This window comes from Paenibacillus sp. FSL K6-0108 (assembly GCF_045040695.1).
In the GTDB taxonomy this organism is placed as follows: domain Bacteria; phylum Bacillota; class Bacilli; order Paenibacillales; family Paenibacillaceae; genus Paenibacillus; species Paenibacillus pabuli_B.
Genome location: NZ_CP150288.1, coordinates 5661573 through 5682265, shown reverse-complemented (window position 1 = coordinate 5682265; position 20693 = coordinate 5661573). Strand labels below are relative to the sequence as shown.

Sequence of the window (20693 nt, the reverse complement as noted above, 5' to 3'; positions counted from 1 at the left end):
GGTTACTTCACCACAATTTTGCCTTGTCCCGCAAGCATTCTCATTTCTCTGGATAAACGCTCATGATTGTCTTGCTGGATCTCCAACTGTACACCGTAATGCCACCGGTTTTTCTCTTCATTGCCCCAACGCAGCGTTCCTTCCAAGTATAAGGGGTCTTCAAAAAGCAGCAAGTTCATGCCGATTCGGATGTTATTGGACTCCACATGCAGATTTAACGGGAAAGAAAGCTGACAGCCGGATCGGCTGATATCGCATAATTCAGCTTGAATGGGTTTGGGTGGTGCAGAGGCACCGTTAATGCTGAGAATAAAAATTTCGAACGTTATTGGTTCCTTTAAAGTATAGCGAAAAGGTTCTCTTCTAAGGTTGATAGCCATGGTTTCCTCCACAAAATCAAAAAAAGTCAGTTATGATTATATCGTCAATTTTGCTAAAAAAATGAAGAGTTTAACCTTGTTTGATAACATCATCAATTTTCTGCAGGTGCAACAGGATCACAGATAGCCCCAAGGTTCCTTTAACCCGTGTGTATGGCTTGTTATAATGGTTGGATATGGTTCTGATTTCTCACCTGGATCAGTTGGGAAAGGAACGGGTGTTTATTTTAAATAAAGAAGGGGGAACTAGAATGAACGGAAAATTTCAAGTGATCACAGATACGGCAGCATTATGCCTGTATGATCTGGCTTCACTAAAACATCGGGTTGAGGATACAGCGGACTGGTGGTCTATTGCAGAGGATGAACTGGCGGAAGTAAATGCAGGCAACTGTTTGTTTCTGAACTTGGGTGAAGACGGACAGTATGAGGTGCAATGGAGTCTGGATGAATCGGTTAAGGAAGTGGAGATCGAACTGTTGTATCATTTTCGAGTTCCTTCCGGTACCGTATATGTGGGAGCTGCTGATGATGTCACTGGAGGCGAGCTGGAGCCCGATGATTCGTGCGGGGGCATGTTGCTCCAGTTGGAACCCGGAAATTATGCGTGCAGAATAACGAAGGAAGATAATCAAATCTCGATTGCCATGAAGCCCAGTCTGCAAAGCGAGAACAACTTAAGTGACTTGATTCGAATTTAGCGTTATAGATAAGCGATTGAAGGAGGCTTACGGACATGTACAAGGCCCAGTTGGAACGCATACAGGGAAAATTGAACAAGCTGCAAGCTCTGGACCCGGAACGGAATCTGTTTGGGGCGGAAAATCATCAATATGAGATGGCTCCAGTATGGACGTTGGACGAGATTAAGGCATTTGAACAGAAATGGAAGATAGAGCTCCCAGAAGAATATCAAGCGTTTTTGCTTGTAATTGGCAGTGGCGGAACAGGTCCTTATTATGGGCTGGAAAAACCTGAGGATGGCGTGTATTTGGTAATGGATTATGATGATGAGTTGAATGCCATTTCCGAGCCGTTCCCACATGTGGAATCCTGGAATTGGGATGTTGACTGGTACGATGACAGTAAGGATGAGGACGAGTGGGCAGCGCTTGAACATGATTATTATGATCCGAAATGGTCGGCAGGGATGCTGCGAATCAGTGATTTTGGCTGTGGCGTGTCGCTTAATCTGATCGTGAAGGGATTGTCTCATGGACAGATTTGGACCGATGATCGGGCGAACAGTAATGGAATTTATCCGGATCATTATATGGGCAACACGGAGCGGCTGGGTTTTCTGGACTGGTATGAATTGTGGCTGGACCGCTCGATCAATGAAAGAAATAAGCAAGAGCAGTAGTTCTTAGCTAACCGTCAGATTGAAGGAGGTACCATGTGGGCTGGGAATATGGCATTAGAGCAACAAATCCTGCAATATTACCTGGGGTTGTGAAAAGACTGGCGGACTCCTTAACTTTCTCCGAAATGTATAGGCTGGAGTATTATGAAGATGGTTTTGTTTTGCTTCAAGAGGGTTCTTCCTGGTCTGAAGCTCTACAAGTCTCGATTGAAGTGGCATCGGAAATGGATGAAGTTGTGGCTGGAGAGTTATACATATATTGTCTATTTCATATCGGGGGGGAGTTCGCAGCAGATTGGCTGAGACAGCTGAAAACGGCTACGAACCGGGATGACGGCGCATTGGAATGGTTTGAATTTTAACAGAGATATGGATTTTCAATACAGAGCCTCATCGTGAATTTTGCCATAAGTCGAAAGTGGAAGCATAAAGTTGCCGTGAGTCCCCATTAGTGCGACTTTTCATTAAACTAACGGGCAGTTATCTTCAATAACCACATAGGATCAAAGGAATTTGTCTGCATTTGAAACGCCAATATTGGGAGTTATTTTCGTTCCATTTCTCGCCACCTCACGGAACTTGAAGCGTGTATTATAAAATTTATAATAGCAACTGCTTGTTTTTAAAGTCAGAGAATGTTGCGGTACTTGAGGGGGCATTTTGCTTTTGGAAAGCAAAATCCCCCTCCATCGTTTTGGTGGAAGGGGCTTGAAAATACGCGGTCATGGCGTTGGGGCATTATAAGATGCGGCAGATCCTTTTTTTGTTCTTTCCGCCAGCTTCGTAATCGACTCCACGTCTTGATCGGTTAATTGATCCAGAAAATGTTTGCGTATGGCCATGGAGACGATGGGACGGGCATCATTTAAGGCTGATTTGCCAATGGGAGTAATGATGACCTGAACACCACGATCGTTGTCTAATGGCTTCCTCATCACCAGCCTGCGTTTCTCCATCCGCGTCAGATGATGTGACAATCGGCTCTTATCCCAGTCCATGGATTCGGCCAGCTCCTGTTGGCGAAGGTTACCGTCCCCCAGAAGGTCTAACCGATCCAGTACTCCATAATCGCCCTCTGATAGTCCGGTGTGATCGGACATCTCTTTGATTACGCGACCGAAGATGCTGTGAAAGGAGCCTTTCCACTTATACCATAATTGAATTTCTTCTTCGTTCAGTTCGCTCTTATTCATGGAATCAGTATAGCATGGTTGACGTGTCAACTGCAATATGATACAGTTGCTTAAGGTTGATGTGTCAACCTAACTAATGCTGAGAAGGCCAAGAAAGGAACATCCATTATGCAAATGAACGTAAGTACGTCTACTCCAGTTATCTCGTTTAAGCCGGTAATACTATCGGCCCCGAGTCGTGGCGAGGATTTGCAAGTGCGGGTATCAGCGCCAGCGACGGGTAGCCAATTGCCTATTATTATTTTCTCGCAAGGCTTTGGTTGGTCGATGGACAGCTACGGTCCGTTAGTCGACTACTGGGCTGCTCACGGCTTCGTGGTCATTCAACCCACCCATCTCGACTCGAGGACGCTGAATCTTCCTCCTGACGATCCCCGTACACCACTGATTTGGCGTTTCCGCGTCGAAGACCTGAAGCTCATCCTTGACCAACTTGATCTTATTGAAGCTTCCGTTCCAGGCCTCAGCGGACGTCTCGACCGAAGTCGTATTGCCGCAGCCGGACACTCCTGGGGAGGCCAAACGGTGAGCATGCTGCTTGGCGCGCGAGTCCTCGATGCCAATGGCGAACCGGGAGAGGACATGTCCGACTCGCGGATCAAGGCGGGTGTATTGCTTTCCACGACTGGCCTTGGTGGAGCTGACTTGACTCCGTTCGCGGCAGAGCACTTCCCTTTCATGCACCCGAGATTCTCTGAGATGAGGACGCCGACTCTTGTGGTTGCTGGGGATCATGACCAATCACACCTGTCCACTCGGGGGCCTGACTGGTTCACGGACCCCTACTTCCTGAGCCCTGGCAGCAAGAGCCTGCTCACCCTCTTCGGGGCAGAACATATACTTGGCGGAATCTCCGGGTACAACGTCGCGGAGACGACGGACGAGAACCCCGAACGTGTTGCTTTGCTTCGGCAGCTCACGTGGTCGTACCTGCGCGATGCGCTCGGCCTCGACAATTCCAGCTGGATAGAAGCCCGCAAAGCTCTGGAAGAGAGAACCAATCCGTTAGGCCGAATTGAATCCAAGTAAGAATAATTGATCATAGCGATCTTAAAGAAGAGGCCATCCTTAAATTAGGGGCATTCCTTATGTAAGCGATGAAAAAAAAGAAGCTGTTTTGCACGCAATCGAGTTGCGGAGGAGAGGCTATGGAAGAATACGCAGTTCGCGGGGAGAGACAGTGATCGTGCCTTTGTTGCTGCTGGGCCAACGGAAGGTACAGTGCTCGAGCCTACCAACTTCTCAAGTTAGTTGATTGTGCCGCCGTACACGGCCTGTTATTTGTGTCCTTCAATATATTTGGCATTGCCTCTATTCTTGCCTTGAGCTAATGCGTTTGCTTCCTCTCCCTCTTTCATACTTGGCCTTTCCAAGCTACAATCAGTTTCACATGTTCAAATCGTCATTTATATCATGCGTAGGGTCTACTTTTAAATGAGCAATCAATAGCACAACCCCAAGCAGCAAACACTTGCCGTGCGGATTCATCCGCCGGTACAAAGAATTCGATTCGCGGGTAAGCTTGATCGGTCACGGCAAGGTGCAGTTGGTTATACCGTATGGGTCTACGTTCTGCTGAGCATGGCTGCCGCGCGAGGAAGTATTTCGCCGTGTTCAAATCCTGCTCAACCGTCCATGCCTCTCTATTCCAAAACTCGTGAAGCTCTGCGTATTTCTCCATCAACCCATGAAAACGCGCATATTTAGGGTCAACAAATAGAGCCGGGTGGTGGCTCTTAAAGGCTTGAATGCCAACAATTCCATGGGACTCCCAGCGGGCCTGCGACTTCTCGTCAAAGGAAGAAGCCGCTCGAATAGGCATATCCTTATTGAAATGAAGATCAATCATATTAGGCGGGTTGGAGGCAAAAGAGAAATCGGACAGACCAAACAAGTTACAGAAAGCCTCATTATATTCGACGATATCCAGCACATCGGTTACGATCATCCCCGGATAAGGCAACTGATGCATCATGGATCTGGCTTGGTCCAGAACCCGGTCCAATTGTCGGTCAGATAAGGGAAGGGGAATTGGCACATAACCTGCGGATAGAAGCAGATCATTCCGTTCTTCGCCTGTGCATTCCAAATAATTCGCGATGTCCATAAGGGTTTGACGATCAGGCAAGCGTCGAGAACGTCCCGTCAGCAAGTTTTTGTATGTGCCGCAAGCCTCATCATTCAATTCTTGTTGGGTAAAACGCTTCATGTTCTGGATCCGGGAGACAATCTTACCCGGGTTCTGCTGCCGCTGTATCCGAAGCCGTTCAATCGTGTCTAGTACACGTTTTAATTCGGCAGCGCTTCTATCTTGATTCGATGTCGTCACGGTGTTCTCCCCTTTCAAAAAACAGGTGTAGTTCTGCACTTGGGAAATGAAATTGCTGCGGATATACTACAAAGTATACCAACTCACCATACATTGAAAAAAGGGGGGGAATCATCATGATACGTGCGATTGTTGTCAACCCGCACAACAAAGATCCATTCACTATTCAGGAAGTCGAAACACCTCAAGCACAACCGTGGGAGACCATCGTGGAAGTTAAAGCCTTTTCGCTTAATCGCGGCGAAGTCGTCGATGCAATCCAGCGCCAGGAAACGAGCAGGCCCGGCTGGGATTTCTCTGGTATTGTACGGCAGCAGGCCTCAAATGGCGTTGGCCCGAAGAAAGGGAGCCGTGTGGTTGGTCTTTTGCTAACGGGAGCCTGGGCGGAGCAAATCGCGGTACCTGCCCTCACTCTGGCTGAAATTCCTGACGAGATCACCTTCGAACAAGCTGCTGCCTTGCCAGTTGCCGGCCTCTCGGCTCTATACGCCTTGCGTAAAGGAGGACTCTTGCTAGGCAAGCGAGTGTTAATTACAGGTTCAACCGGAGGGGTCGGTGCATTCGCTCATCAGTTGGCTGCCTTATCTGGCGCTTATTCAATCGGCGTTGCTCGTTCCGAGTCCAAGGCCAAGCAAGCTATGGCTTTTGGCGCAGATGAAGTCCTTGTTGGGGAAGACGTGACGAAAGCTATCGCTACGAATGGCCCCTATGATTTTATCATCGATTCCGTTGGCGGAGATACGCTTGCCGCTCTTTTCCCGCAGTTGATCCCACAAGGCGTCTGCGTATCCCTGGGTCATTCTTCTTCAGATACCTCTTCTTTGCACATACTCGGTTTAGGCGGAAGGACGCTGTATAGCTTTTTTCTCGGTGAAGAAATGAACCGCCATGCGCCTTCGCAAGATCTTGCCATGCTCGCTCGGTTGGTTGAAGCAGGCAAATTGCAGACGGTTATCGCGGTGCAAGAATCCTGGGAGCAGATTGACGCCGTGGCACGTCAATTAATCAATCGGCGCTTTACAGGCAAAGCTGTGCTTACGATCTAAAATATGAGCTTGGTAGTAACCCTCTAACCAAGAAGAACTGGTACGTATTGTTGGAAAGGTCTTCAAGAAAGAAGTGCAAGTACAGCAAGTTGATTTTGAAACATACGGCAAAGTTATGCAAGCGGCTGGAATTCCTGAACAAATGGTTCCTGTTCAGATATTAATCCAAAAGGGGCAGAAAATTTCCCATCAGTTATTCAAGATTATTTTGTGAAATATCTTAAAGGAGAAAATTTTTTGTTAGACTAACGGGAAACGATAGCTCAATAAATTCAAGTGAAGTCAATCGTAATAGTGGTTGGCTTCTTTGTCATTTAAACCATAATTTAAACTTCCTACTAACTCAAATTATACATTGTGAAGGTGTTACTGACTTCCCGCAACCGATATTTTAGTGTTTTTCATTCATAAAGGTCCTAGAACGGGCACTTTTTGCACATTTTCAAAGCGAATAGGAATGTGTGTTTGTAGATGCTTGAATTGGAAGCATAGTTTGTCATGAGTTTTTGGAAGCATAAGCTTGCCAAATGGCAAACTTATGGGTAAAGTCTCATTTTTGCTGAGAAATAAATAAAACCGTTTGGAGTGCTCGCCCGTCTTATACCACAGAAAGAGAGAAGGAGGGGATTGCGGGGTGGAAACCAAAGCCGAGATGAAGAAGATACTGTTTATACAGAGTGAAGATGAGACGGTATTTGTCCAGTCCATCATGGAGCATCAGGACACGCTGATCTCCATTGCCTACAGTTACCTGCGTAATCGTCACGATGCACTTGAAGCGGTGCAGGAGATGACATGCCGGGCCTGGATCAAGCGTCGCTCTCTGAAAAATGAGAAGGCATTCAAAGCGTGGATTATTCGTATTCTGATCTACGTGTGCATTGATGAACAAAGACGTCGCAAGCGGGCCACACCACTGCCGAGCGAAGGGTTGGAGGAGGCGATAGCCGAGTCTGCTATTGCCGAATTCAATGATAACAAACTTGCGATGTGGTTCATGCTTGAGAAAATTAAACCGAAATACCGCCATGTGTTACTGCTGAAATACTATAACGACATGACGTTGATTGAGATTGCCTCCATTCTCGGCAAACCGGAAGGCACCATCAAGACCTGGCAGCATAAAGGGTTGGAACTGTTACGGAAGCAGATGAAGAATAGGGGGGATTGGCATGACAACTAGTCCGGAGGAACAGGCGCTTTTGGCAGATGCTTCCCAGGCTAAACTGGAGAGACAGCAATTGAATCCGGCGGACACGGCATTTGCCATTCAGCGAGGTATGGCACAGGCCAGAACCCGGCGAATGACAGGTCATGTGCAATTAAAGTGGATAACTGCGGTGCTCGTAACAGCTCTAGCAGCTGGTTGGCTGCTAATGGGTCCAATTGGCGGTTCTATGCCACAACAGGCAATGTACAGCCAGCCCGCACAGAATTGGGGAGTTCTTGAACCTTTTCGGGAGTTGGCTGAAAAGGATGTAGACGGAAACACGATTGCATCCGCAATTAACAATGGTTATGTACAGCTTGTGAATCGTTCTGTGAAATCAGGAATATATCAGTTAACCGTCAATGCTGTGATGGCGGATGAAAACAAGATGATCGTATTGTATACTGCCCAGACGGATGCTTCCCAGGAGATCTATTCGGTTCCCAAAACGAATATGGTCAATGGCATGACGAACCAATCACTTGGTAATGGCGGTATAAGCAGTCTGTATAGCTCCAATGGAAAGTATACACTTTATGGACGTAGCACCGTTGAAATGGATGGAAGTACACCGCTTCCGGGACAAGTGAAGTTCGATTTTCGCATTTCATCTGTAGTTCCTGATCTGCTGGCTGACACGAATAAGGTTAAAAAAGATACCAAATACCAATTTTCGAAACCGATGGAAGTGAGCTTTGATCTGGACCCTAAATTTTCGCTCGCTAAGACGGAGAAAATTGAACATAATCAGTTATTTACGATTGGGGGGCATGAGGTGATGTTATCTGAAGTAGAGACATCCCCACTGGTTATACGAGCAAGATTTATCTTTGAACCTAATCAAAAGATTGATTATAAAGCCAAACTTTCCGTCAGTGATGTTGTGAGCCCTACCGAGATTGTATCCACAACAAAAGACGGGAAGAAGACTAAACTATCCATGGTGTCGGGTGGCGGAACGGAAGACGGTATGATCTATTCCTTCAGCAGTAATCTGCTGGATGACCCACAATCTCTGGTGTTAAAACTTCGCGGTGAGCCGGGCAAAGTTTACTATGATTTGCAGGAAGCCGAGAAAAACAAGCTGGAACTGAAAATCAAATAGGAGTAAGAGGAAGGGCGATACAAAAGTCATGGTTTTTACAGATGACGTTGTGTCGTCTTTTCATTTTTCTTATACGGGGACTGCTGTTGCAAAAAAATAAAATTAATGTTTAAATTGCAATTTTTGTATTGTCACATCCGATGTTACACGATATAATCTACTTGTCTTGCAGGATAAAATTATAAAGGATGGTGAAATTTTGAAGAAATTTTCGATTCTTTTACTCGCTGTAACGCTGTTATTGTTGACGTTCTCCACGCTCTCTACGGCACCTGCCACATATGGTGCGGCCAGTTATCCCAACACAGGCACGAATGGTTTAACGGGGTTTGCCGGTAACGCCAAAAATGAGAGTGGTGTATCCAAATCAGCCACGACAGGTGGCAAGAACGGTCAGGTTGTCTACGTCAGCAATCTGAATGATTTGCGAACGCATATGGCAGGCTCAACTGCCAAGATTGTAGTTATTGAACAAAATATATCTTCCTCTACGCTGCAAAAAGTCGAATTTGGATCGAACAAAACGTTGGTCGGTTCCTTTGATAAACACACGCTGACGAACATTCATTTCAGATCGACGTCCAGCTCAAGCAATGTCATTTTTCAGAATCTGACTTTTGAACACGCTTCCAATATTAATGCCAACGATGACATTCAGATGTACATTACTTCAGGCTCCAACTATTGGATCGATCACGTGACATTCTCCGGGCACAGCTACAGCTCGAGCGGAAGTGATCTGGACAAGCTCTTGTATATTGGGGATCGCGCAGATTATATTACGATCAGCAATTCCAAATTTGCAAACCACAAATATGGAATTATTCTCGGATACCCGAATGATGGCAACAGCAGCTATAATGGTGTACCTCATGTAACGATGGCAAATAACTACTTTGAAAACCTGTATGTACGTGGTCCTGGTCTCATGAGATACGGTTATTTTCACATCAAAAACAATTACGCCAACAACTTTAACCAGGCCATTACCATTGGCGAGAAAGCACGTATTTATTCCGAAAACAATTATTTCGGCGCAGGTGCTGAAAAAGGCGGAATTCTGGACGATAAAGGAAACGGTGAATTTACAGATACAGGCAGTACACCTGCGCTAAGCAGCCCGTCTTCTCCCAAAACGAGTTGGAGACCAAGCACCAACTACAGCTATGAAGTGCAGACAGCCAGTTATGCCCGCGAGTTTGTCACCAAGTATGCAGGTTCGTCTAACACCACACTTGTGTTTGGGAAATAAAAGGTAGCTGATCTCCTTCTGGAATAACAGATTAGAAGCCATGGTCCCCAATGATGATGTGGATTGAATGGATTAGCATGTAAAAGCCCGTATCCCTGATGCGGGTTTTTACTATGAAGAAAACCAAATAAATTATCTGAAATATTAGTACATATTATATTCCTTCATATATTAAAAATTTATAATAAAAATCCGATATACATTAAGTGTGTTTTCATGTTTATGAAGACCTAATGTACTATAACAAAGCCCTAGGATTTTGCGATTCGTTCATAAGCAAGGACCATAGACTGATAAATGATAGTACAGAAAATGTTTCGCCATGGTATTTAATTGATAAAAAGGACGGGAAATTCATGAATCGTTATGATGAAATCATCTGGAAAAGGAACAAGCTGATCTGTATCATCCTGTGGGTTATTATTGCCATCGGTTTTGGTCTGGCCTTTCTGGAACCCAAGCTGCTCGTTTCGAATGGGGTAGCTATTTTATTCGCGGGTTGGGTAACCTACGCAAACATCAAAAAGAAATATATCCATGTGATCCCGTGGCTGTGTACACTCCTGATTACGGTCTGTGGAGTTTATGCAGGCTGGGGAAGTGTTAACATCACTTTAAGTCTGGTTATCACTTCAGTGTTATTGCTCTATCCTGACAAGAAACTGTTCACAACCGGATTTCTCGTGCTGCTTGCCATTAGTATTCTTCAGGTTGTTCTGGTGGAGACAAAGAGCTCCGAGGAGTTTATTGGCCATATTGTTGATGTAGGATTGTTTGCACTTACCGGAGCTATTCTGATGATGGTTTCCCAGTTAAATCAAAGGCTCTTTTGGGATAGCGAAGCCCGTTGGCAAGAGGTGGAGCATTCCAAAATGAGAGTGGAAACCATGCTTGTAAGGGTCAAAGAATCTGTAGAGGGCCTATCTCGTTATACGGACCAACTGAAGCAAAAAGTAACCGACACCGGCTCCATTACCCATGAAGTGACGCTTGGATTCAGCGAGGTGGCCAAAGGGGTCGAATTCCAGGCCACCAGTGTGGCTGAAATTTCAGAGTCCTTGTCCTTGTCGGATCAACATATACGCGATGTAGCTTCCTACTCGCATCAGATGAAAGAACTGTCTGCGAGCATGGCAACGAGCACGGAAACAGGCAGTTCACAGATGGATCAACTGAATGTTCAGATGCAGGAGCTGTATGAAACGATTGATACCACAGCCAGCGATATGAGCAAGTTTAACGAGGAAAGTGAGTCCATGTCTCTAATGCTGAACAGCATCTCGGATATTGCAAATCAGACGAATCTGCTTGCGCTTAATGCAGCGATTGAAGCAGCACGTGCAGGAGAGCATGGACGTGGGTTTGCAGTCGTATCGGAGGAAGTTCGCAAGCTGGCGGAACACTCGGGTCAATCGGCTAATGATATTGCAGTCATTTTGTTCCGTTTGAGAGGACAGACTCAGGCGTTGACGGATCGATTCGAACGCATTCGCCTCGCTTTGCAAGCAGGGAAAGACAGTGTTGAAACGGCAGAAGAGGTTTTCCGTACGATCAACAGCAATTCGCAGCAAGTATTGAATCAGGCCGCAGATATCGAGAGCAGTTCAGTCACCATGAGAGAATCTTCTACAAAAGTGGTTAATGAGGTTTCAGAAATTTCAAGTGTGACCCAGCAATCGAGTGCTGCAACGGAAGAAATTCTTGCCAGTATGGAAGAACAGCGCAATCTGACCCAGAAGATGGTGGACAGCTTCGGAGAATTAGAGCAACTGATTGTGGACCTGAGCGAGTTGGTATCGGACAAGAACGAGGTACGTTCTACAACGGATACGCTGTAAAATAAAGCAAGGCAGAAGCTGGCCTTCTGCATCGGATTCACCTGATTACACCAGTTGATATTCGAAGTTCAGTTACTGAGCCTGTCTCCAAGCATAATGTGGGGGCAGGCTTGGTTGTTTTTTTGGATGGGATGATCTATCTCTGGCTGTTAACAACGAAATCATTGTGGATGTTCATCCAGGCCCACTATAATGGGAGGAATAGGAATACATAAAAACGTTGGAGAGAACGAGATTCTTTACTTACATAAGGAGGCAGAACGATATTTATCAATGAAGCGCCAATATTATCTCGTGGGGGAGCAGAACGTGAAGATTGGAATAACGGAACAAAAGGAGGCGAGATGCGACCAGACAGATGAAACGACGAATGAAAATTGCGGTAGTCGCGTTCGCTTCTATGATCGGAACTCGTTTGAAGATATGGACTGGCCTAACACCGGGGACGGCAGATATGCAAGAGCATATTTGGAACCCCTGATGTTGCAAGGGACGCGGGGCTTCATGATAAATGTAAGCACAAACCTGCTTATCGCACGGATCGACGATCTTGTGCTTCCGTTGACGGTAAATGAGGCAGAGTATGAAAATTCTTACGTTTGTTCGCCTTATACGCATTATGTACGGTATGCCAAGCAGGAGTTGATACTGCTTCAGAAACCATTACTGGAAAAAGGGCTCTCCGCGCTGCTCAGTGTGGTGGGGTGGGGAATGCGGCATTCACAAATAAACAAGGTTGTACATGTCAACAACTGGCTGTTCTCAACAAACCTGTATCCAGCCATGTCAGGAGAGCAGGCGGTTTGTCTGCTTGCAGCAGTAAGGGAGCGTTATCCTGAGCATGCCGTCGTATTTCGCTCCTTGTGCCCCGGGCTTCACTCTGATCTGACGGAAGAGCTGAAGCAAGCAGGTTGTCAACTGATTCCGAGCCGTCAAATCTATCTGTACCAGCCGAATGACCCGAATTTTGGTAATGCGAAGTCGCGCTGGCTGCTGAAGCGGGATTACGAATTATTGGCCAAGCACGGATATGAATTCGTTTCCGAAGCGAATCTGACGGAGGAAGATATTCCACGAATTGCGGAGCTGTACAAGCTGCTATACCTTGAAAAATACTCTTATGATAATCCGCAATTCAGTGAACAGTTCATCGCCACAGCAAAAGCTTCTGGAGCGCTGGCCCTGTATGGTCTGCGGAAGGAAGGGCGTATAGATGCGGTTATGGGATACTTCTGTCGAAATGGGGTGATGACAACGCCGTTGTTCGGTTACGATACGGCGCTACCCCAATCCATCGGGCTGTACCGCATGCTGTCAGCTTGCCTGATTAGACAGGCCCGTGAGAACGGCCATCTGTTGCATGAGAGTGCTGGTGCTGCGCAGTTCAAGCGCAACCGTGGGGCTGTGCCCAATTTCGAGTATTCCGCTGTGTATGAGCGCCATCTGCCAATGAGCAGACGTTGGTGCTGGCTGCTGCTTGAACGGCTTTTGAATCGCGTGGGTGTACCGCTAATGCGTCGGATGAAGCTGTAAACTTGTACAACAGCACGCTGACGCCGTCCTATGTGGGGTGTGCGTGTAGGTTTGACTCCACACACAACAGGTCAGTCATCCTGAAACGTACACTTATTTGGAACCGCTCCCCATCATGCTCGAGCCTTAATCATGCATGTTCGGCCAACTGCACTTCGAAGCCATCTGGGTCGGCAATGTAAATAAACCGCAGATGCGGATTGGGCTGGACGGGGCCTCGTGCAATCGGGATGCCTAATGTAGCGAGCTGCTCCATAGCTTCGTCCAGTGACCTTACCTCATAGCCAATTGAAACGCCGGCCTCTGGCTTGAGAGTGGTTTCGCTGCCCTCAATCAGTTCCAGCTTCGTTTCATTTTCTGGGCCCAGCATGGCAATCTGCCGTCCACGGCTTTCGAATCTGCGCTGAATCGGCAGCCCGAGCATGTCGTGGTAGAAGCGGAGTGATGCTTCCAGATCGCGTACCCGCAGTGTGATCCAGTTTAATCTGATCAACATCTTGAGTCTCTCCTTTTTTGCGTCATATTTATCAACGTTATGCTTATTATACGATAAGCTTGTGCGTGGGCCTACCATACACGTTACCTTTGTATATAAAAGTTGCACTTAAAAGTGAAATCGAAAAACTGCCCAACAATTTTCTTGGACAGTTTAGTTAAGAGTGCCGTTCAATGAGCGGGCACTTTTTTTATTGAATCAGATCAATCGCATCCTGTGAAACAAAGGCTTCTACGCCATTGTAGACAATAACACCATCCAGGGTAGTCTTTTTGCCATTAACGAGCGCGATATTTTTATAAATTTGCAGTTCAAGCTTGGTGCTGCCTTTGGTTACAAGGATCTTCGGATTTTTGGCATCTGTCAGATCCAGCTTGTACGTTGCTCCTTTGGCAGTAAAAGCCTGTTTTGCGGGCACAAACAATTGTTTGCTCACGCTATCGAGGTCAAGGTCCAGCACGCGTGCCATATATTTGGCAACATCCGTGTTGTCGATGACACCAAAAGGTCGATCATTATTCGGAGCGTACGTATAAAGCACAACATCTCCGCCCGTATGTCCACCCGTAGTCCAGCCAATGCCGGAACGTTTGCTGATCATCGGTCCAACCGCATAATTGAGGCTTCCCGGGCTGGCCGCTTTGATGGCCGCGATTTCCTCGGAAGTCAGGTCGGTAATGCCATAGTATTGCTTCATCACAGCTTTGATATTGGTACGTTTGGCATTGAGCTTGGACTCAACGCCTTCGCCTGTCAGCTTGGCCTTTTTTAAAGGTCCGATAAATGTGGACAACGGCTCTTTATCGTAAGTGCCTGTAGTGGAGGCGTTACCGATAGTCAATCCACCGTTCTGGTGGTCCGTGACTGCGACAACGACGGTTTCTTTATCTTTTTTGGCAAAATCCATGGCTACTTTCACGGCATCATCAAATGCCAGCACATCACTGATAATACCGATTGGATCATTGGCATGCGCTGCCCAGTCCACTTTGCTGCCTTCAACCATCAGGAAGAAGCCGTCTTCGTCTTTGGACAGAACTTCAATAGCTTTAGAAGTCATCTCGGCGAGGCTAGGCTGCTTCGCTGGATCACGATCCATGTTATAGGCCATGCCTGCAGGGGCGAACATGCCCCACAGCTTGCCTGAAGTGGAAGCTTTCATCGCTGCCGGAGTCGTTACATAGTCGTAGCCCAGTGCTTTAATGGAAGATACCAGGTTTTCGCCATCTTTGCGTCCAGCAGGCTCTAAATAACTGCTTCCTCCGCCAAGAACAACATCCATGCCGTTATAGACCTGCTGTTTGCTCAGCGCATCATAGTTTTTACGATCCGGATAATGAGCCGAGAAGTCGGCAGGTGTAGCGTGCATAATTTCAGATGTTGCAATGATGCCAGTTGCTTTGCCTGCCAGTCTGGATGCTTCCAGGATCGAAGCGACCGGTTTTTTGGCATCCCCTGGGGCGATGGCTTTTTGTCCAGGCATCGTGGCTTTATCCGGCAGCACTCCGACATATCCTGTATGTGATTTGTGACCTGTAGCAAAGGCAGTTCCCGCAGGGGCCGAGTCTGCAATCGGCGCATCTGCAGAATGTGTCCGAACCATGCCACTAGCCATGGAATCCAGAGTAAGAGAGGAACCTTTGTACCAACGGGCCAGAGCGGTGGCATCGTTAGCCATACCGTCAGGAATGAGTATGATGACATTTTTGATTGGTGAACTAGAAGGTGTTGAGATGGTGTCTTCCACAGCCCAAGCTGCACTACTGCCTCCCAGCGTAGCCGTAACAATCGTCGTTACCGCGAGCATCATTTTGGCCGCACGGGTATTGAATCGGTTTAACATGAACACATCCTCCTAATGTTATGTATAGTTTGGTATCCAAAACCCAGTGTATACAATGAATGATAAGTGAGCGTATGCACTGGATTAACTAAATGTAAAGTTTACGATTAGGGGGAAGGAATCGAATCAAAAAAATGAAGATGAGTAAGGTTGGAACCGTTCTGTATATATTAGGCTTTACACTGGTTGTTTATGGAGAGGTTTACAGCGGAACTTCAGTTCGGTATGATTTTTGTATTGAAATATGTGTCTGAAGAAGCGGAGTGTGGACAAGGAGGTGTGCGAATGTATTACCGTATCGGAATTGTTGGGCCGAAGCCGTCCATCGAGCGTACCATGCGTGCTTTGCACGAGCAGAATCTGGGGGCGAGCTTTGAGCTATACCCGTATGAACACGCCAGGGAAACGGGGGACATTATTGCCAGGAACCGAGAGAATGTACATGGGTGGGTGTTTACGGGTCCGATTCCCTATCTGACAGCCCAAGCCGTGTTGCATGAAAAAGAACATGCCATCTACTGTCCGCCTACAGGGGCCAGTTTATACAAAGCAATGCTCCAAGCCGTTTATACATTGGACAGCCCCGTGAAAGACATCTCTATTGATATGACTGACAATGAGAGCTGGGGGCTGATGGACAGCCTGGAAGAGCTGAATTTCTCGGAGGAGCAGTTGCGCAAATACGTGTTTTCTATAGACTATGATGTACAGGAAATGATCGAATTCCACGTTCGTCACTGGCAGGAAGGGCACACCAAGGCAGCGATTACATGCCTGTATGCAGTATATGAAGGACTTTTCGAGAGAGGGGTTCCAGTCTTCAAAATCGACTCGACCAAGTTAGAGACGGTGCAGGCCGTTCGCATGCTGATTGAACAGATTCGCAGCTCCGCATTCAAGGACAGTCAGATCGGTGTGCTTATGATCGAGATCGACCGGCTGCATGAGGCAGGAGAACAATCAACTGAGCGTTATCAGCTGCAACATATGGAGTTGAAGATCAAGAGTGTCCTGCTCCAGCATTGTGAACAAATCGATGGTTCTCTTCACCAGGATGGCACAGGAAGATACCTGATGTACGGATCAAGGGGCGGAATGGCCCGTAATATGGACTCGCTGCATGCGACGATGCACCAGCTGGAGCTGGATACGGACTTGCTTTCTTTCGCGGGAATCGGGTTCGGAGAGACTGCGTTTGATGCCGAACGGCATGCCCGCAAGGCTATTCAATATGCCAAGGACGACGAGGCGGGGCGGATCATTATCTATGAGACGGATGGTACGATTGTGGAGGCGGCAGGCGAGGACCATGAATTGTCCTACGAGACGTATTCAAGTGATACCGAATTGCTGGAACAATTGAACAAGGCAGGAGTTAGCATCCGCACATTCCAGAAAATAAAGGCATACATACGTCGAATGGGCAAAGAAGAATTTACAGCCAGTGAACTGGCTTCAGGATTGTCAATGACCATCAGGCACGTACAGCGCATTATGGGCAGCCTCACCGCGTTTTCCCTGGCCGAAATTACTGGAAATGAGCTGAATACCCGCCGGGGACGGCCAAGCAACCGTTATCGTCTTTTGTGTTAGATTATCGAACATCGAATATGAACAAGTATACCGATTATGCAACCCTATGTCTCATGTCCATCTGGGGTGGACAGTGTGATAAGGATTGCTGATCGGTTTTTTTATTTTTTTGTGTCAAAATACATCACATAGGTATTGAGTTTTATGTGGTGTTAATTATATAATGTCCTAAAATTACGACATTATCGTTAAATGTTCGTTAATAACTGCTCACGAGGACATGACCTTCATCCGCATGTTCAGTCCACCGAAAGGCAGTTCCATCACAGTCAGGGGGTATTTGCATGGTGAAAGCTGACAGGCAGGAGAACACAGGACTTTTTGGTTGGGTAGAGAAAATGGGGAACAAACTACCCAATCCGTTTTTATTGTTTATCTATCTCATTGTTGCGCTGATGGTTGCCACACTGGTGTTATCTTTCTTTCATGCGACAGCACACAATCCGATTGATGGGGAGAAGGTTCAGGTTAAGAACCTGTTGAGCCGGGAGGGAATTCAATGGCTGCTGCCGAATGTGGTCAAGAACTTTGCCGATTTCAAACCGCTGGCTTCGATTCTGGCTTTGGTGCTGGGGATTGGTCTGGCTGAGAAAGTGGGTCTCCTGGAAGCGGTTATGCGTAAAATGGCCGTTCGGGTACCTGCACGCTATGCCAGTTATCTTGTCATTTTCATCGCTTTCTTCAGTCATGTGTCCTCAGACGCAGCGCTTGTCATCATGCCTCCACTCGGAGCGTTGATCTTTCTCGCCGTAGGCAGACATCCAGTTGCTGGATTGATTGCCGCCATTGCCGGGGTTGGCGCAGGCTTCACAGCCAATATGCTGATTGTGACTACGGATGTATTGCTGTCAGGCATCAGTACCGAGATTGCTGCTTCGGTTGATCCGAACGTGGGCGTTACGGTTTTGGATAACTGGTACTTTATGTCTGCCTCTGTGATTGTCCTGACCCTCGCAGCGGGTTTCATGACTGACAAATTCCTGGAACCCCGTCTTGGACGCTACGAAGGAGAGCGTGTCTACAAGCTGGAAGCCCCTACGCTGGAAGAGAACCGGGCACTGCGTGCATCCGGAATCGCTGCTCTCATTTTTATCGCTGCAATCGCGTTCATGGTTATTCCTTCGAATGGGGTGCTCCGCAACCCGGAAACGGGAAGTGTAATGGGGTCACCTTTCCTTGCAGGGATCGTACCTGTCATTTTACTGTTCTTCTTCACCGTGGCACTGACATACGGCATTAAACTCAAAGTAATCCAAAACCAGAACGATCTGCCGAAACTGCTCATTGAGCCGATCAAAACGATGGCCGGATTTATCGTAATGGTTTTCCCGCTGTCCCAATTTGTGGCGATGTTCAATTGGAGCAACATGGGTAAGTTTCTGGCACTCACCATTACCGATCTGCTTGAAAAAACAGGCATTAACGGCATTCCGGTCGTGATCGGACTGATTTTCCTGTCCGCCCTGCTGACGATGTTTATTGCGAGCGGATCTGCGATCTGGTCCATTCTCGCCCCGGTATTCATTCCAATGATGATGCTGCTCGGATTCCATCCGGCATTCACGCAGGTCATTTTCCGGGTATCGGATTCGGTAATCATTCCACTGGCGCCGGTATCGCCCTTTGTACCGTTGTTCGTCGGGTTTCTGCAGGAGTATCGCAAGGATGCGAAGCTGGGCACATACTATTCATTGATTTTGCCATATTCCATTGCATTCTTCTCCGTCTGGGTTGTCATGGTTATTCTGTGGTACGTCTTCAATCTGCCGCTCGGTCCAGGGGTCAACGCAAGATTATAGGAAATAGAGAGATTGGAAAGCAGAAAGAGTTGAGAGAGGGGTAAAAAGTAATGATCGATATTATCGCGCTTCGCAGAGATTTGCATCAACATCCCGAACTTGGATTCACCGAATTCCGTACAGCGACAAAAGTGGTGCACATGTTAACGGAACTGGGGTACCAGGTGACTTATGGAAAGAATGCAATTGACGATACCTCCCGGCGAGGCTTGCCCAAACCGGAAGTGCTGGATGATGCCTACCAGCGGGCGATCCGTGAAGGTGCAGATCCGGCGATTGTGCAGCAGATGCGTGGCGGGTTTACCGCCGTTGTTGCAGAACTGGAGGGATTGCAGGAAGGACCCACAACAGCGTTTCGCTTTGATATGGATGCACTGCCAATTCGTGAAAGCGGGCTGGACAAGCATGCACCAACGGCCGGGCAGTTCCGCTCAACGCATGAAGGCCTCATGCATGCCTGTGCGCACGATGGGCATACAGCGATCGGTTTGGCGCTTGCGGAACGTTTGAGTGACAGACAATTTGCCGGGAAAGTCCGGCTGTTGTTCCAGCCTGCCGAGGAGGGTGTGCGTGGTGCCTATGCGATGGTGGAAAAAGGGATGTTGGAACAGGTGGATCGTCTGTTCTGCATGCACCTCGGTACCGGCGTACCCTCAGGTCATGTCAGAGGGGCGTCTGCCGGATTCCTGGCAACGACTAAACTGGAAGCCCGCTTTACAGGTGTATCCTCCCATGCGGGCGCTTCACCGGAGGAAGGACGTAATGCGCTGCTTGGTGCGTCTACGGCGTTGCTGAATATTCATGCGCTGCCACGCTTCAGTTCGGCAGATACCCGCATTAATGTGGGCATTCTGGAAGGGGGAACGGGAGCGAATATCATTGCCGAACAGGCACGCATGGTCATTGAGACGCGTTCTACGAACGATGAGACCAACCGGGAATTGGAGCGGCGGGTGCGGCAGATCATTGAGCACAGCGCAGCAATGCATGAGTTAAGCTCAACAGTGGAGGTGATCGGCGGCGCAATCCCCATCCGGTGTGATATGGAACTTGCAGAGCTTGTGGTACGGGAAGCGGAAGGAATCGCCGGGTTCACCTGTGCCGAGGTCATTTCCGATAGTGCCGCACTTGGCAGTGAGGATGCCAGTTATATGATCCGGCGGGTGCAGGAGCAAGGAGGCAAGGCTACGTATATGATTGTTGGCAGCGAACTGCCTGCCCCACATCACCACCCGGAATTCGATATCGATGAAGCGGTATTGGCTTCGGCCGTGGAACTGCTGGAAAGATTGGCACGAACGTTTGATTAATCGTGCTTCATTCAAAAGAGCCATCCATGTAGGGATCACTTCCTAGTCATGGGTGGCTCTTTACTTCGGGTCCCTAGTGGAGTTCATAATGAGTATGATTAAAAAATATTGCTAGCGCTTTCATTTCGTGCTAACATCTCCATAACAACAGGGTTGTAACCAATCTCTCGGGCAATACCTGTACCGGTTCATTCGTTTATGATTTCATTATCAAACTATTAATTGCGTTTACAACTGAAAAATGGATCTAACCTCATTAATCCTCAGGGTTGTTACTGATTGCAGGCAAAACCTGGATTGAGGGCAGAAGACCGCGTTAAGCGATGTCTGTTTGCCTTTGATTCAGGTTTTTTTATATGAAATACGCCTGATTCATTCCATCACACACTATTAGAGAGCGAGG

Annotated in this window: 18 protein-coding genes; 13 read left to right on the top strand and 5 right to left on the bottom strand. The window is 47.5% G+C overall.

Features of this window, described 5'->3' with window-relative positions:
* Window positions 1-2: 2 nt before the first annotated feature.
* Window positions 3-380 (bottom strand): PilZ domain-containing protein, encoded by a 378-nt coding sequence (locus MHB49_RS25855; protein ID WP_405153507.1) that lies wholly within the window; start codon window positions 378-380, stop codon window positions 3-5.
* 251 nt (window positions 381-631) lie between these two features.
* Between MHB49_RS25855 and MHB49_RS25850 the strand changes: the two genes are divergently transcribed.
* Genes MHB49_RS25850 through MHB49_RS25840 form a run of 3 tightly spaced genes read left to right on the top strand, consistent with a single transcriptional unit; the run spans window position 632 to window position 2105 of the window.
* A complete protein-coding gene (locus tag MHB49_RS25850) occupies window positions 632-1081 on the top strand; it encodes a DUF6386 family protein (RefSeq protein ID WP_405153506.1) in 450 nt (149 codons plus the stop codon).
* A 35-nt stretch (window positions 1082-1116) separates the two neighbouring features.
* On the top strand, window positions 1117-1743 hold the full coding sequence (locus MHB49_RS25845; protein WP_247898813.1) for an SMI1/KNR4 family protein: 627 nt from the start codon (window positions 1117-1119) through the stop codon (window positions 1741-1743).
* Window positions 1744-1778: 35 nt separating this feature from the next.
* Complete coding sequence (locus tag MHB49_RS25840; protein ID WP_405153505.1) at window positions 1779-2105, top strand: hypothetical protein; 327 nt, start codon at window positions 1779-1781, stop codon at window positions 2103-2105.
* Between the two features lie 360 nt (window positions 2106-2465).
* Here the strand turns inward: MHB49_RS25840 and MHB49_RS25835 are convergent, their stop codons facing one another.
* A complete protein-coding gene (locus tag MHB49_RS25835; protein WP_405153504.1) occupies window positions 2466-2936 on the bottom strand; it encodes a MarR family winged helix-turn-helix transcriptional regulator in 471 nt (156 codons plus the stop codon).
* A gap of 108 nt (window positions 2937-3044) precedes the next feature.
* On the opposite strand from MHB49_RS25835, the gene MHB49_RS25830 reads away from it, so the two are divergent.
* Window positions 3045-3965 (top strand): alpha/beta fold hydrolase, encoded by a 921-nt coding sequence (locus MHB49_RS25830; RefSeq protein ID WP_247898810.1) that lies wholly within the window; start codon window positions 3045-3047, stop codon window positions 3963-3965.
* Window positions 3966-4347: 382 nt separating this feature from the next.
* Here MHB49_RS25830 and MHB49_RS25825 read toward each other — a convergent pair whose 3' ends face one another.
* Entirely contained in the window at window positions 4348-5265 is a 918-nt protein-coding gene (locus MHB49_RS25825; RefSeq protein ID WP_405153503.1) for a hypothetical protein, read from the bottom strand.
* A 116-nt stretch (window positions 5266-5381) separates the two neighbouring features.
* Here MHB49_RS25825 and MHB49_RS25820 point away from each other — a divergent pair, with 116 nt between their 5' ends.
* From MHB49_RS25820 to MHB49_RS25795, 6 genes are all read left to right on the top strand, one after another.
* Window positions 5382-6311, top strand: a complete 930-nt coding sequence (locus MHB49_RS25820) for a zinc-binding dehydrogenase (protein ID WP_405153502.1) — start codon at window positions 5382-5384, stop codon at window positions 6309-6311.
* Between the two features lie 634 nt (window positions 6312-6945).
* On the top strand, window positions 6946-7494 hold the full coding sequence (locus MHB49_RS25815; protein ID WP_247898806.1) for an RNA polymerase sigma factor: 549 nt from the start codon (window positions 6946-6948) through the stop codon (window positions 7492-7494).
* Window positions 7484-8626 (top strand): DUF4179 domain-containing protein, encoded by a 1143-nt coding sequence (locus tag MHB49_RS25810; RefSeq protein ID WP_405153501.1) that lies wholly within the window; start codon window positions 7484-7486, stop codon window positions 8624-8626. The genes MHB49_RS25815 and MHB49_RS25810 overlap by 11 nt, the downstream gene beginning before the upstream one ends.
* Window positions 8627-8825: 199 nt before the next feature.
* A complete protein-coding gene (locus MHB49_RS25805; RefSeq protein ID WP_405153500.1) occupies window positions 8826-9878 on the top strand; it encodes a polysaccharide lyase family 1 protein in 1053 nt (350 codons plus the stop codon).
* A 356-nt stretch (window positions 9879-10234) separates the two neighbouring features.
* Window positions 10235-11716 (top strand): methyl-accepting chemotaxis protein, encoded by a 1482-nt coding sequence (locus MHB49_RS25800; RefSeq protein WP_405153499.1) that lies wholly within the window; start codon window positions 10235-10237, stop codon window positions 11714-11716.
* A gap of 273 nt (window positions 11717-11989) precedes the next feature.
* A complete protein-coding gene (locus MHB49_RS25795; RefSeq protein ID WP_405153498.1) occupies window positions 11990-13249 on the top strand; it encodes a GNAT family N-acetyltransferase in 1260 nt (419 codons plus the stop codon).
* A 130-nt stretch (window positions 13250-13379) separates the two neighbouring features.
* On the opposite strand, the gene MHB49_RS25790 is transcribed toward MHB49_RS25795, so the two are convergent.
* Complete coding sequence (locus MHB49_RS25790; protein WP_405153497.1) at window positions 13380-13745, bottom strand: VOC family protein; 366 nt, start codon at window positions 13743-13745, stop codon at window positions 13380-13382.
* Between the two features lie 190 nt (window positions 13746-13935).
* Window positions 13936-15588 (bottom strand): alkaline phosphatase, encoded by a 1653-nt coding sequence (locus MHB49_RS25785; RefSeq protein WP_405153496.1) that lies wholly within the window; start codon window positions 15586-15588, stop codon window positions 13936-13938.
* A gap of 285 nt (window positions 15589-15873) precedes the next feature.
* Here MHB49_RS25785 and MHB49_RS25780 point away from each other — a divergent pair, with 285 nt between their 5' ends.
* From MHB49_RS25780 to MHB49_RS25770, 3 genes are all read left to right on the top strand, one after another.
* The gene (locus MHB49_RS25780; RefSeq protein WP_405153495.1) at window positions 15874-17181 is read left to right on the top strand and encodes a hypothetical protein; all 1308 of its coding nucleotides are present in this window, start codon (window positions 15874-15876) and stop codon (window positions 17179-17181) included.
* 284 nt (window positions 17182-17465) lie between these two features.
* Window positions 17466-18980, top strand: coding sequence for an AbgT family transporter (locus MHB49_RS25775; protein WP_405153494.1), 1515 nt, complete (start codon window positions 17466-17468; stop codon window positions 18978-18980).
* A 50-nt stretch (window positions 18981-19030) separates the two neighbouring features.
* A complete protein-coding gene (locus MHB49_RS25770) occupies window positions 19031-20290 on the top strand; it encodes an amidohydrolase (RefSeq protein WP_405153493.1) in 1260 nt (419 codons plus the stop codon).
* Window positions 20291-20693: the final 403 nt, after the last annotated feature.